10 protein-coding genes are annotated in these 13,211 nt (G+C 72.4%); 5 read left to right on the top strand and 5 right to left on the bottom strand.

Annotated features, from left to right (window positions below):
• Nucleotides 1-162: 162 nt before the first annotated feature.
• A complete protein-coding gene (gene eno, locus ACWAT2_RS13250) occupies nt 163-1,443 on the bottom strand; it encodes a phosphopyruvate hydratase (protein ID WP_402374515.1) in 1,281 nt (426 codons plus the stop codon).
• Nucleotides 1,444-1,627: 184 nt separating this feature from the next.
• Here eno and ACWAT2_RS13245 point away from each other — a divergent pair, with 184 nt between their 5' ends.
• The gene (locus ACWAT2_RS13245) at nt 1,628-2,320 is read left to right on the top strand and encodes a hypothetical protein (protein WP_402374513.1); all 693 of its coding nucleotides are present in this window, start codon (nt 1,628-1,630) and stop codon (nt 2,318-2,320) included.
• Nucleotides 2,321-2,433: 113 nt separating this feature from the next.
• Here the strand turns inward: ACWAT2_RS13245 and ACWAT2_RS13240 are convergent, their stop codons facing one another.
• On the bottom strand, nt 2,434-6,486 hold the full coding sequence (locus tag ACWAT2_RS13240) for an endo-1,4-beta-xylanase (RefSeq protein WP_402374511.1): 4,053 nt from the start codon (nt 6,484-6,486) through the stop codon (nt 2,434-2,436).
• Nucleotides 6,487-6,754: 268 nt separating this feature from the next.
• The gene (locus ACWAT2_RS13235) at nt 6,755-7,009 is read right to left on the bottom strand and encodes a PqqD family protein (protein WP_402374509.1); all 255 of its coding nucleotides are present in this window, start codon (nt 7,007-7,009) and stop codon (nt 6,755-6,757) included.
• A gap of 199 nt (nt 7,010-7,208) precedes the next feature.
• Here ACWAT2_RS13235 and ACWAT2_RS13230 point away from each other — a divergent pair, with 199 nt between their 5' ends.
• From ACWAT2_RS13230 to ACWAT2_RS13215, 4 genes are all read left to right on the top strand, one after another.
• Nucleotides 7,209-7,340: a lasso RiPP family leader peptide-containing protein gene (locus ACWAT2_RS13230; RefSeq protein ID WP_402374507.1), complete on the top strand. Its 132-nt coding sequence runs from the start codon at nt 7,209-7,211 to the stop codon at nt 7,338-7,340.
• A 70-nt stretch (nt 7,341-7,410) separates the two neighbouring features.
• Nucleotides 7,411-8,562 (top strand): asparagine synthase-related protein, encoded by a 1,152-nt coding sequence (locus tag ACWAT2_RS13225; protein WP_402374505.1) that lies wholly within the window; start codon nt 7,411-7,413, stop codon nt 8,560-8,562.
• Entirely contained in the window at nt 8,559-9,002 is a 444-nt protein-coding gene (locus ACWAT2_RS13220; RefSeq protein ID WP_402374503.1) for a lasso peptide biosynthesis B2 protein, read from the top strand. Before ACWAT2_RS13225 ends, ACWAT2_RS13220 begins: the two co-directional genes overlap by 4 nt.
• Nucleotides 8,999-9,973, top strand: coding sequence for a hypothetical protein (locus tag ACWAT2_RS13215; protein WP_402374501.1), 975 nt, complete (start codon nt 8,999-9,001; stop codon nt 9,971-9,973). Before ACWAT2_RS13220 ends, ACWAT2_RS13215 begins: the two co-directional genes overlap by 4 nt.
• On the opposite strand, the gene ACWAT2_RS13210 is transcribed toward ACWAT2_RS13215, so the two are convergent.
• Nucleotides 9,925-11,811: an ABC transporter ATP-binding protein gene (locus tag ACWAT2_RS13210; protein WP_402374499.1), complete on the bottom strand. Its 1,887-nt coding sequence runs from the start codon at nt 11,809-11,811 to the stop codon at nt 9,925-9,927. The two genes, ACWAT2_RS13215 and ACWAT2_RS13210, sit on opposite strands and share 49 nt — an antisense overlap.
• Entirely contained in the window at nt 11,808-12,983 is a 1,176-nt protein-coding gene (locus ACWAT2_RS13205) for a nucleotidyltransferase family protein (protein ID WP_402374497.1), read from the bottom strand. The genes ACWAT2_RS13210 and ACWAT2_RS13205 overlap by 4 nt, the downstream gene beginning before the upstream one ends.
• Nucleotides 12,984-13,211: the final 228 nt, after the last annotated feature.

The raw sequence follows: 13,211 nt of genomic DNA, 5'->3' as shown, positions 1-13,211 counted from the left end.
TTACCGATGTCGGTAGTTCGTGTCGAGATCGGCAGTGCGCACTGCCGATCTCGACACGAACTACCGACATCGGTAAAACGCCACAGCGGGCGGGGACGACGACGGCCGGTCACCTCACGCGGAGATGACCGGCCGTCGTCGGGCCTGGGAAGGCCGAGTGCGTCAGCCCTGGAAGCGGGGGAACGCCGAGCGACCGGCGTACCGGCCGGCGTCGTCGAGCGCCTCCTCGATGCGCAGGAGCTGGTTGTACTTGTTGATGCGCTCACCACGGGCCGGGGCGCCGGTCTTGATCTGACCGGCGTTGGTGGCCACGGACAGGTCCGCGATGGTGGTGTCCTCGGTCTCGCCGGAACGGTGCGAGGTCATCGTGGTGAAGCCGTTGCGCTGCGCGAGCGTCACAGCGTCGAGCGTCTCGGTGAGGGAGCCGATCTGGTTGAGCTTGACCAGCAGCGAGTTCGCGGCCTTCGTCTCGATGCCCCTGGCGAGACGCTCCGGGTTGGTGACGAACAGGTCGTCACCGACGATCTGCACCTTGTCGCCGACCTTCGCCACGAGCGCGGACCACGAGTCCCACTCGTCCTCGGACAGCGGGTCCTCGATGGAGACCAGCGGGTAGTCCGCCACGAGCCCCTCGTAGAACGCGACCATCTCGTCGGGCGTCTTGGCGCCGCCCTCCCACTGGTACGAGCCGTCCGAGAAGAACTCGGTCGCGGCCACGTCCAGCGCCAGCGCGACGTCGGAGCCCGGCGTGTAGCCGGCCTTCTCGATCGCCGTGATGATCAGGTCGAGCGCCGCACGGTTGCTCGACAGGTTCGGGGCGAAGCCGCCCTCGTCACCCAGACCGGTGGCCAGGCCCTCGGCCTTCAGCACCGACTTCAGCGCGTGGTAGACCTCGGTGCCGGTGCGCAGCGCCTCCTTGAAGGTGTCCGCACCGATCGGGGCGATCATGAACTCCTGGATGTCCACGTTCGAGTCCGCGTGGGACCCGCCGTTCAGGATGTTCATCATCGGCACGGGCAGCACGTGGGCGTTGGGGCCGCCGACGTAGCGGAACAGGTCCAGGCCCGCGCTCTTCGCCGCCGCCTTGGCCACCGCGAGGGAGACGCCCAGGATCGCGTTCGCGCCCAGCTTGCCCTTGTTCGCGGTGCCGTCGAGCTCGATCAGCGTCTGGTCGATGAGGCGCTGCTCCTCGGCGTCGTACCCGATGAGCTCCGGGGCGATGTCGTCGATGACGGCGTTGACCGCGCCCTCGACGCCCTTGCCCAGGTAACGGCCGGAGTCGCCGTCCCGGCGCTCGACGGCCTCGAAGGCGCCCGTGGAGGCGCCCGACGGGACGGCGGCACGGGCGAACGTCCCGTCGTCGAGGGCGATCTCGACCTCCACGGTGGGGTTGCCGCGAGAGTCGAGGATCTCGCGCGCGCCAACGGCTTCGATGCTTGCCACGGATGCTCCTTTGAGAGGGCACGCGGGCCGCCGCGGCCCGGCTCAGGCACGCATGCGCCCGGGACCGCCGACGCCCGCGACGATGGAGGGTTGACGCCCCCAGCGTAGCCCCGTCCCGGAACCGGTGCGCCCGCGCCCACGTGGTGGGCCACCCGCCGGGCGCCCACCCACTATCGTGATGGCGGTGGACGGCTTCTGGGACTTCATCGGCTCCTACTGGTGGCTGGTCTTTCCGCTGAGCGGCGTCGTCGGCGGATGGTTCAAGGGCGCCCAGAAGTGGGACGAACGCCGCCGCCGCGACAAGATCGAGCTGTACCGGCTCAAGCACGCCGACAAGCTCGCCACCGCCGAGGCGGAGGAAGCCCTCACGAGCGAGATCGACCGGACGCTCGCCGAGCACGACCGCACGAACGAGCGTTGGCTCGAGTACGAGCTCGACGCCGTGAAGAGCCTCGAGTTCCCCGTCATCACCGACATGCGCGAGCAGGTCACCGTGGACTTCCACCGCGCCCGCCGCGACGCCGACGGCCTCCGGCCCGACGACCCGGAGGAGCTGCGCGACCGGAAGCGGCTCGAGCGCTACCGCGCGGCGGTCCGCGAGTACCAGCTCACCTTCGACATCGCCGAGCGCGAGGCGAAGCGCCGTCGGGCCTCCGACTTCACCTCCGAGGAGCGCCGGGCGCTCGACCGAGCCAAGAAGCTCCTGGCGCTCGCCGACGACGAGGGAGCCACCCAGGTGGAGCGGCAGTCGGCCTACCGCCGGGCCACCAAGGAGCTGGAGGGCATCCTCGTGCTGCCGGACGCCGCCACCGAGGCTCTCGAGCAGCGCATCGCGGGCATGCTCGAACAGGCGCCCGAGCCCGACCCGGGGGCCTGAGCGCGGCCCGGACGGCGCCGTCCGCGGAGGTAGTGCCCGAACGGGACGTCCGGGCACTACCTCGGCGCGAGCGCTGCTACCTCGGCGCGAGTCGTACTACCTCGCGGGGTGGGTCAGCCCAAGGGCTTCCAGGGCCCGTGCCGATCGCCCGGGGCCTGGTTGCGGGTCCACCACTTCGCCTCGTAGCGGTCGCCGTCGTGCACGACGACATCGCCCGCGGTGAAGATGCGTGAGTCGGTCCACTGCGCCGTCCCGTCCGACGCCGTGGCGATCTCCTGCCACGAGCCCCAGGGCGAGCTGCCCGGCTCCTCGGTGGTCCACCACGACGCGCGGTACAGGGCGCCGTCGTGAGTCACCTCGTCATCGGCCGTGTAGACCTGCCCGGACTCCCAGTCCGGCGCGGGCGGCACGGGCGCCGCCACCAGCTCGGCCACGCCCCAGCGGTGCGTGTACTGGTAGCCGGTGCCGGTCGGGTCGGCCCAGGTGGTCACCGAGGTCCGGGCGCCGTCAGTGGCGTCGTTGACCTGCAGGTCCAGGCCCTGGAACGTCCCCGCACCGCCCTGGTCGAGCAGGTCGATCGCGGCTTCGACGAGGTAGCCGTCCTCGGTCAGCGTGGCCGCCGAGGTCAGCCGGGCCTCCTGCTCTGCCGCGTCACCCGTGCCGAAGGACACCACGTTCTCCGCGCTGATGCGGATCTGCGTGTCCTGAGCCCGGTAGGCACCGCTCTTGGCGTTGCCGGCGTCGAGGAAGATCTCCACCGAGTCCTGGATCCAGGGGTCGGAGCCGCTGACGTCCACGGCCGGGTCCGGCACCTCTGCCAGCACGTACAGCGTGTCGTCCGTCCACAGGGTCCGGAAGGTCCCCACGGCACCGTCCGACCCCTCGACGCGGTTCGCCGTGGTCACGGCGTTCGCCGCGGACCACACCTCATCGACCTCCCCGTCCACCGTGGGTGCCTCCGGCGCCTCGACCACCTCGACGTGGCTCAGCTCCTCGAGCAGCGAGAGCGTGCCGTACGCGCCGGGGGTGTTCCACCCGGCGGACGTGCCGCCGTCGTCCACCTGGACGTCGAGGGCGAGCGTGTCTCCCTCGGCGACGCCGCCGAGCGGCAGGTGCGCCACGACGTCGTACCCGGCGTCGGTCTCGACGACCTCGGCGGTCGCATCCCCCGTCACGGTGCCGTCGCGGCCGACGACGGCGGTCGTGCCGTCGAGGTCGAACGTGACGGCGTCGCTCGCCTCGGCCGCACCGTCGGTGACGGACACGTAGGCGGTGAGGTGGTCGGCGGCCCAGCGCAGCTGGAACCCGGCGACGTCCTCGCCGGCCGCGGTGATCTCGTGCAGCGGCAGGCGGTCCCACCGGGGCGAGGAGGCCGCGGAGCCGTCGAGGTCCACGGTGCCGGCGAAGACGTTGGCCGACCGCTGCTGGACGGGCAGGTCGCCGTCGACGATCCCGAAGTAGGCCGGCTTGGCCTGGTAGGCATCGTCGAAGACCAGCGGCGCCCCGTTGTCGGCACGCCAGGAACGGCCGTCGGTCAGGCCCCAGACCGTGGCGGCGTGCAGCGAGTCGGCGTGGTCGCGGAACATCCGGAACGCGTCCCGGAACCAGTAGCCCTGCTCGATGAGGTTCGCCTCGGTCTCGGGGGTGCCGATGGTGACGTCGAGCTCGGTGACGGCCTGGGTGACCGGCATGCTCTCGAACCGCTCGAGCGCGGTCTCCAGGGCCGAGACCGGCGTGGCGAGCGAGACGTGGAACTGGTGCCCCACGCCGTCGAGCGGCACACCGCGCTCGAGCATGCGCTCGACGAGGGCGACGTAACGGTCCTGCTTGCCACCCTGCTCGGTGTTGTAGTCGTTGATGAGGAGCTTGACCGGGCGATCCGCGCCGTCGGCGGCGTGGAGGTCGTTGAAGGCCTCGTCGGCGTACTCGAACGACAGGTCGATGAACTCCTCGCCGAGGATCCGGTACCACTCGCTGCGGCGCAGGCCGTCGTCCGTGGCGCCGTCAGAGACGACCTCGTTGACCACGTCGAAGGCGTTCACCGGGTTGTCGGCACCGAACTCGCCGTAGGTGGCCAGCCACTCGACGACGGCGAAGATGTGCTCCCGGAGCCGGTCACGCAGAACCTGCTGGTCGGCGGCGGAGTCCGTGAGCGGCTCCCCCGCGTCGTCGGTGAAGAACCATTCCGGCGTCTGGGAGTGCCACGTCAGCACGTGGCCGTACATCGCGAGGTCGTTCTCGGCCGCGAAGTCCATCAGCGCGATCGCCTCCGGGTGCGGACGGAACGTGCGCTCGTCGTCGTACCAGGCCTCCGGCTTCATGTGGTTCTCAGCCGTGATCTGGTTGAAGTGCCGCAGGAGCAGCTCTGCGGCCGACCCGCTGGTCTCTCGCGAGTCGATCGCCACGCCCGCCGCGAACGGCACGGTGTCCTTGATCGGCGTGAGGTCCTCGACCACCGCCGGCTCGGGCACGGCGACCACGACGTCGTCCACCAGGATGTCGCTCGTGTTGGTGCCGTTGTAGTCCGTCTCGAGGTAGAGGACCTGCTCCTCGCCCGCCGGGGCCTGGAAGGAGCCGGTGACCTCGGTCCAGCCGTCCGCCGTCACACCGGACCACTGCGCGAGCGTCGCGTACGACGTCGAGCCGTCGGCGGTGGTGGCCAGCGACAGCCAGACGGCGTCCGCCTCCTGATCCTCGGCGAACCGCACCTGTGCGCTGAACTCGTAGCGCACCCCGGAGGTCAGCGCCTCCGAGACGTCCCGGCCGATGCCGTCGCCCTGCCCGTCACGGTCGGTGACCAGCGCGGCGGCCTCGCCCGAGACGGCGTCCGCCGTCGTGATCTCCACGGTGGGGTCGGTCTCGTCCCCGGTGCGCGGGCCCCAGCCGTCCAGGCCGTCCTCGAAGTCGGCGCTCAGCACGGCGCCGGACGCCGGGGGCGTGCCCTGCACCTGCGTGAACTCCCAGCCGTCGGCCAGGCGCTCGGCGACCACGGTCTCGACCGCGGCGAGTGACCCGGAGCGGTCGCCGCCGCCGTCGTGCACCAGGACGAGCTCGCCGTCGGTCAGCGCGGCGCGCAGGTTCTCGGCCAGCGTGGCCTCGTCCTGCGTCTCCCAGTCGGCGATCGTGTTCGTCACCGCGAGCGGCTGCATGCCGAGGTTCACCGCGACACCCGGGGTGGCGCCCCACGAGCCGTTCGGCGCGCGCCAGAACGGCACCTTGGCCTGCGGGTCGCCGAGAGCGTCACGGATGATGTCGAGGTTGGCGATCATGTCCGCCTGGGCCTGCTCCGGCGTCATCGAGCCCATGTCGGCGTAACCGGTGGAGTGGTTGCACAGGGTGTGCCCCTCGTCCACGATCCGGCGCAGGATCTCCGCGCCGCCGTCGGCCTCGATGTTCTGCCCGATGACGCAGAACGTCGCGGGCAGGTCGTGCTCGGCGAGGAAGTCGAGCAGCGCCGGCGTCGTGCCCGGGTTCGGGCCGTCGTCGAAGGTCAGCGCGGCGACCGGGCCCCCCGCGGTGCCGGGCTGCGCCGCGGACACGGGGGTGGCGGTGGGGCTGACCGCTCCGCCGGGGACGAACCCGTCGGGCAGGCTGCTGTCGACCTCCTGGCCGGTGATCACCAGGTCGTCCACGAGGAAGTCGGGGTGGACGTCGCCGACGGGGGCGGCCTCGAGATAGAGCTGGGCGTCGGTGAGGCCGGCGGGCATCGTGTACGTGCCGCCCACCTGGACCCACTCGTCAGCCGTGGCGCTGACCGCTCCACCGACCCAGGTGTACGCGTCGCCGTCGGCGGAGGTCTCCTGGACGGTGAAGTGGAGGTCGGTGGCGTCCGGCGCCTCGGCGGGCAACTTGACCCAGGCCTCGACCTGGTACACGCCGTCCTCGGCGAACAGTCCGCTGACGTCCGTGGCCGGGCCGTTCCACTCCCCCGTGCGGCCGGTCACCGCGAGGGCGCCGGCGCCGGTGCGCGCGTCGTCGGTGATTTCGAGCTCGACCGGGCCGCGCGGGCCCCACGGGTCCGACGCCGTGTCGAAATCGTTTTCCAGCACGACGGCGTCGTCCGCCACCGCTGCTGACGCTCCCATGACGGCGGCACCTGCTGCACCGCTCGCCGCCAGCGCGGCCGCGGTGAGCCCCGCGACCGTCCTGGTGATCCTTAGCCTCATCGTCGCTCCCTTGCGATGTGCGACCGGGGCACCGGCCTCGATGCTCGCGGCCCCGGGCGAGGCGCGCCGCGCCCCGTCATCCGGCACGCTACGGGGGCGCCGATTTAAGGTCAATGGCTGAACGAACCGCTGCGAAATCGTTATCTACCGCGACAGCGGTCCTCCGGCGTTCATCGCCGGATCAGTACGGGCAACGTGCGTGCCGGCTCATCACGGTGTCCGGCAGGAGTTGTCACGAGCCGGCACGCACGTTGGTCTGTCGGGGACGTCAGTCGCGCAGCAGGTCCTGGTCGCGCAGGTCCGCGAGGAAGCTCGCGGTGTCGGCCCGCGCGACGGACTCGTCGATCCCGTAGGCGTCCACGAGCGCACCGACGAGCTGGTCCTCGGTGGCGCCGTCGGCCAGCGTCTGGGCGAGCAGGGTGCCGGCCGCGTTGGTCGTCAGGTACTTCGAGGTGTTCAGGTCGAGGAGCACCAGCTCGCCGTCGACCTCCTGCCAGGTCAACCCGTCTGCCCGCAGCCGCATGGTGTTCTCCGATCGTCGCGGTCGTCCGCAGGCATCAAACCACCGCTGGAAGTGCCTCACCGGCCGATCGAGCGATTTCATCCGCAGGCGCCCGCCATTCACCCGCTCACCAGCCCTTTTCACCCTCGCCGCGTCTGCCGCGGCTCGAGCGCGCTGGCAATACTGAATTCGTCCGGCACGACAACCAGGAGGTACTCCCATGTACGAAGCGCCCGGCATCCGCGAGGTCGGCACGGTCGCCGACGTCACGCTCGAGGGCCAACTCGACTGGAACTTCGACGGCGACCTGTTCCGCGGCCCCAAGGACGACGGCGGTGGCGGGGTCTCCTGACCCTCTCCCGCAGCACGTCGGCGGCCCCGCGGCACCGTCGCGGGTGCCGCCGACCGGCGCGGAGACCGACATGACTCTCGACGTCCATCGACCCACGCCGCACGAGATCGCCTGGTCCTGGATGCCCGGCCTGGTCGAGCCCCCGCCCCGACGACGGACGTCGGCGTCTGCCCTCGACACCCTCGTCACGGCCATCGCGCGCCACGCCGGCACGCGCCAGATCTTCGTCACGTTCTCGGGAGGCCGGGACTCCTCGGCCGTCCTGGCCGCGGCATGCCGAGCCACCGCCCTGGCCGGCGCACCAGACCCGATCCCGGTGACGTTCGTCTATCCGGGGATCGCCGAGGCCGACGAGTCCGACTGGCAGCACGCCGTCGTCAGCCACCTGGGGCTCCGCGACTGGTGGCGCCTGCCCGTCACCACCGAGAACGACCTGCTCGGGCCGGCAGCCCAGGACAGCCTGCGCCGCCACGGCCTGCTCTGGCCGGCCACGATGCACGCACGCTGGCCGCTGCTCGAGCGGTGCGCCGGCGGCGCCGTCCTCACCGGGGAGGGAGGCGACGAGGTCTTCGGCGACCGCCGCATCCGGCCGCTGCGCCGAGCTGCACTGCATCCCTTCGCCCCCGGCAGCCCTCGCCGAGCAGCGGTGACGTCTCTCGCTCCCGGCCTGCTCCGCTCCCGGCAGCACGCCATGCCGTTCACGACGCCATGGCTCCGGGCCGACGCGCGGCGCGAGCTCGCCGAGCGCGTGTGCGCCGACGACCTCGCCGAGCCGCTGGCCTTCGGTGGCTCGCTGCGGTGGGTCGCGCGCCGGCGATCGGTCACCGAGTTCTTCCGGACCTACTCCGCGCTGGCCGCCGAGCACGACGCGGTGGTCACCCACCCGCTGCTCGACCCGACCTTCCTCGCTGCCGTCGCCCACCGGCACCCGACAGGTTTCTCCTCGCGCACCGACGGCATGCGAGCAGTCTTCCGCGACGTCCTCCCGGACACGGTCCTCGCGCGCACCTCCAAGGCGACCTTCACCCTCGCCTACCTCGGCGAGGCCACCCGGGAGTTCGCCCGGAACTGGGACGGCAGGGGTGTGCCGCACGACCTCGTCGACGCCGAGGCCCTGCAGGAGGCATGGTCGAGCGAGCGTCCACCCGGCCCCACCGGTCTGCTGCTCCAGTCCGCCTGGCTCGCCAGCCAGGTCCGCAGCCCCGCCGAGGGCGCCGCGTGAACGCGCGACGGCGCGTCACCGGCCTGCTGCGAGCAGTCCAGTCGGCATCGGTCTACCTGGTGGCCGAAGCTGGTCTGCGGACGCTCGGCCTGCGGCGGACCGCCGCTCTGCTCGGCCTGCGCCTCGGCGGCGCTCCGGGCTCGACGGCCCGCCCAGCCTTCGACACCACGCAGCTCACGTCCCACGAGCTGCGCGCGCTGCGCATCGACCGGCGCGTCCTGCGCCTGCGCTGGGTCAACGGCACGTGCCTGCGCACGGCCCTGCTGCTGGGCCGCACGCTGCGTTCCCGCGACCCGCAGATCGTGCTGGGTGTGCGGCGCGACGGTACCGAGCTGCGGGCGCACGCCTGGCTCCGCATCGACGGTGCCGACCTCGACCCCGAGGGCGCGACGTGGATGTACCTGGAGTTCGACCAGACACGGATCGGGAGCCCTGCATGACCACCACGCTCTACGGACTGTCCATCGACAGCGACGTCCCGATGCCCTCCCGCACCGGGACCGTCGCCGCCGACGGCCGCGTCCGGCTGCGGCGCGGGGCGGACCGCAGCCACACGTTCGACGATCCCCCGGGTCATGTCCTCCTGCACTACGCCAGCCCCGAGCGCCCCTGGTACACGGCGACGCGGACCGCAGACGGCTACGTGCTCAGGTTCCACGGCACCTGCGACTTCGTGCTCGGGCCGAACCTCGAGGACGTCTCGTGGCACGTGGTCGAGGGCGCCGACACCGGCGTGGCACGGGTGCTCGCCTCCGGTGCGCTCATGGCATTCCAGCTGTACCTGCGCGGGCACGTCGTCCTGCACGCCAGCGCCGTCCAGCTCGGTGGCGCGGCGGTCGGGTTCGTCGGGCGGTCGGGCATGGGCAAGTCGACGATGGCGGCGCTGCTGTGTGCCGAGGGTGGAGCGCTCGTCACCGACGACGTCTTGCGGGTCGACGACCCCGGGAGCAACGCGGTCGCCCGGCTCGGCGCCACCGAGCTGCGCCTGCGCAAGGGTGCCGACACCCTGACCGAGAGATTCGGTGCGGACTCCCCGCACCAGGGCCGCAGCGCCGACGGACGCGACCTGCTGGCACCCGGACGTCCGGCCGACGACGGCGTCCCGCTCCGCGCGCTCGTGGTCCCGCTCCCCCGGCGGGACGCTGACGAGCTGCAGGTCGACCAGGTCCGCGGAGCCGACGCGGCGTTCGCCCTCATGCAGTTCCCACGCCTGCTCGGCTGGCAGGACCCCCAGGTCACCGCAGCGCAGTTCGCCGGGGTGTCGACCCTCGCCGCGAACGTCCCCGTCTTCACCGCCCAGGTGCCGTGGGGGCCGCCGTTCCGCGAGCGCCTGGGAGCCGAGCTGGTCGCGGCGCTGGGCGATCAGGGGGCGGCGCTGGACCAGCCGTCCGGGAAGTACGCCCCGGCCTGAAGGTCGAACAGCTCGGCATACAGTCCGCGCTCGGCCATCAGCTCGGCGTGCGTACCGGACTCGACGACCCGCCCGGAGTCCATCACGTAGATCCGGTCCGCTCCCCGCACAGTGGCGAACCGGTGCGAGATGAAGAGGGCTGACCGGCCGCGCAGGGTCTCCCGCAGCGAGGTGAACAGGGCGTGCTCGGCCCGCGGGTCCAGCGCCGCCGACGGTTCGTCGAGGATGACCAGGTCGGCGTCACGGTAGAACGCGCGGGCGATGGCGACCCGCTGCCACTGCCCGCCGGACAGGTCCGAACTGTCGTCGAACATCCGTGACAGGCGCGTGGCATATCCGTGCGGCAGGCGGGCCAGGGCGCCGTCCACCCCGGCGGCTCGTGCGGCCTGCCGGACCTGCTCGGCGCCGTGCGGGTCACGGCGGGCCTGGGGCCCGGCACCGTCGAGCGCGATGTTCTCCGCCGCGGAGAACGCGTAGCGGACGAAATCCTGGAAGATCACCGCGACCCGGCTGCGCAGGTCGTCCTCGGCAAGCTTGCTGTACGGCGTCTCACCCCAGAGCACCGTGCCGTCGTCCGGCTCGTACAGCCCGGCCAGCACCTTCGCCGCTGTGGTCTTGCCCGACCCGTTCTCCCCGACGACGGCGACCACCTCCCCCGGTCCCACCTCGATCGACACGTCGGTCAGCGCCTCGACCGACGCGCCGGGGTACCGGAAGGTCGCGCCGTCGATCCGGACCCCCGCGAACGGTGGCATCCCGTCGACGGCGCGGGGAACCGTGGAGGCCTCGTCCTCGTGGTGCCGGAAGAAGGCCTCGAGGTCGTCGAGGTAGAGCCCTGACTCGTGGATCTGCTGTATGCCGCCCACCAGCCCCTGGATCTGCCCCTGCAGGGCGCGGATCCCCACGATGGCGGCACCTGCGTCGGCGACGCTGACCTCGCCACGAGAGATCAGCAGCACCAGGAGCAGCAGCGTGGCCACGAGCACGAGACCGGACAGCGTCTGACCGAGCACCGACAGGCGCAGCCGACGGCCGAGGTGCCGGCGCAACGCCGCGAGGTACGTGTCGTACAGGGCGCGGAACCGTTCGCGCAACCAGGGCGCCACCTGGAAGGCCCGGATCTCCTTCGCCTCGTCCCGGCTGGTCTGCACGTAGTTGACGTAGGTGCGCTCGCGCTGGTTGGTCGTCTGGTCGACGGAGAACCGGAACTCCAGCGCGCTCTCGCGGCGGCTGGTCAGCAGCACCGGGACGGCGCCGACCGCGAGCAGCGGGAGCAGCCACGGGTACAGCGAGACGAGCGCCGCCCCGACACCGAGGCAGGCGGCCAGCGCCCCGATCACGGTGAACAGCCCTTGCGTGACCTGGAACGGCCGGGACATGGCGCTCTGCCGCACGCGCTGCAGGTTGTCGAAGTACTCCGGGGACTCGAAGTTGCGCAGCGGTACGGTGGTCGCCACGTCCTGCACCTTCTCGGCCATGGAGCGGGCCACCAGCTCGCCGACCAGCCGCCGCACGCTGCCCTGCGCCACGGTGACGACGGAGCCGAGCGCCATGAGACTCGCGAGCGCCACCACCGACCACACGAGGCCCGGCGTGATGCCGGCGTCGGGCAGGTCCAGGATCCGCTCGAGTACCTGCGCGACGACCAGCACCTGCAGGGCGAGCGCCACGGCGGCGGTGACCTGCAGTGCCACGAGCGTCATGAAGAGGCCAGGGCTGCACCGCCACACGATCCTGGTCGAACGGCGCACGAGGTCGACCAGCCGTCGTCCCTTGGCGGTGACCGAACCACCGCGCCCAGCTTCGCCGTCGCCCGTGGCGGTCCGGACGGCGCTCACCGTCGCTCACCGCTCGCGGCGGCGGCGAAGTACGCGTCCCGGGCACCGGCGTCGGGCACGTCCTGCTGGAGCGGCCACGCGACGTCGCGCCCGGTCCGATGACGCCAGCCGTCCCGGCGTGCCCGGGCGTGCAGCGCGACGAGGTGGCCTGCGCTGGCGACGACCGACGCTCGCGCGGCGCTGTACACGGCGCCGCCGAGCCGGGGGTCTCCCGGGAGCCCGGGGAAGGGGTGCCGGGCGTCGCGTGCGCGGGCCAGCCGGCCCCAGGATCCCGCGGCGGCACGCTCGAAACCGGGGTGCGGCACTCCTGGCTCCCCGGCGACGCGGTACGCCCGGTCCAGGACGAGGGCCACCGGGACCTCCGCACGCGCGGCACGGGAGCGGTCGCACAGCACGTCCCAGTCGACCTGCTGCGCGGCGTAGTAGGCGTCGGCGAGCCACATCAGCCGGTTCGCACCGGCCTGGGCGGCATGGACCGCGACGTGCAGCGCCTGGTCCTCGGGGTCGAGCATCGGCACCGAGGTGGCCGAGAGCTCACGGTGGCGCCGTCGCGCCAGCATCGCGTCGACGTCGAGGGCGAAGGCCCGGCGCACGGACGGCGCGACCGCGAGGTGCCAGTGCAGGTCCACGTGCGTGCCGTGGCGACCCACCATCGCCAGCTCCCCGCGTCGCGACGCCCGCAGCGCCGGCCAGTTGCGGTCGAGGAGCCGGCCGCCCTCGGCCTCGACGATCTCGACGGCGTCCCGGAACGCCGCGGGCTGCACGAGCAGGTCCAGGTCGTAGTACTCGCGCATGTCGGCGTGCGGCCAGACGACGGAGGCGAGGGTCGCGCCCTTGACGACAACCCAGGCGATGCCAGCCCGGTCCAGGGCCGCGCCGAGGACCTTGAGGTCCTCCAGCGCCCGCAGGTGGCGGAGCATCTGCCGGTTGCGCCCCACCTCCAGCGGTGCCCGCCATGCCTCGGGGACCTCGGACCAGCCCCGCACGGCACGCGCGACGGCCGGTGTGACCCGGTGCAGAAGGCCTGCTTCCCACAGCTCTTCGCCCGTCACCCGTCCCAGCTCGTCGGAGAAGACGCCCGGCCGGTCGAACGCGGCGTCGAGCAGCACCTGCGCCAGTGGGCGCAGAGCCGAGCCGGTCGCCCGCGCTGCGGGCCGTTCCACGAGTTCCACCTGCTGAGCATCGCTCGCCGGAGGCCCGCAATGACACCGCGGACGCAGATTTCACCCGAGCCGACCTGGCGTCGCTCCTGCCGGACGGCTCACCGCACAGCGTCCTGCTGTGGGTCGCGTCGGTGGGCGACCGCCTGGCGTTCCTCGCCGGTCCGGGGTCGACGTCGACCGGGCGAGCGCCGCGTCCTTCGCCGGAGGCCGGCGTCGCCCGAGGCGGTCGGCCGGCCG

This window comes from Isoptericola sp. GX10416 (assembly GCF_056590155.1).
Note: the sequence above shows the minus strand (reverse complement) of the source record. Positions and strands in the feature narration are given on the sequence as shown.

Coding starts and splice junctions, on each gene's coding strand:
- ACWAT2_RS13230 (WP_402374507.1), top strand. CDS start 7,209: ATGTACGAAGCGCCCGGCATCCGCGAGGTCGGCACGGTCGCCGACGTC.
- ACWAT2_RS13235 (WP_402374509.1), bottom strand. CDS start 7,009: ATGCGGCTGCGGGCAGACGGGTTGACCTGGCAGGAGGTCGACGGCGAG.
- ACWAT2_RS13240 (WP_402374511.1), bottom strand. CDS start 6,486: ATGAGGCTAAGGATCACCAGGACGGTCGCGGGGCTCACCGCGGCCGCG.
- ACWAT2_RS13225 (WP_402374505.1), top strand. CDS start 7,411: ATGACTCTCGACGTCCATCGACCCACGCCGCACGAGATCGCCTGGTCC.
- ACWAT2_RS13215 (WP_402374501.1), top strand. CDS start 8,999: ATGACCACCACGCTCTACGGACTGTCCATCGACAGCGACGTCCCGATG.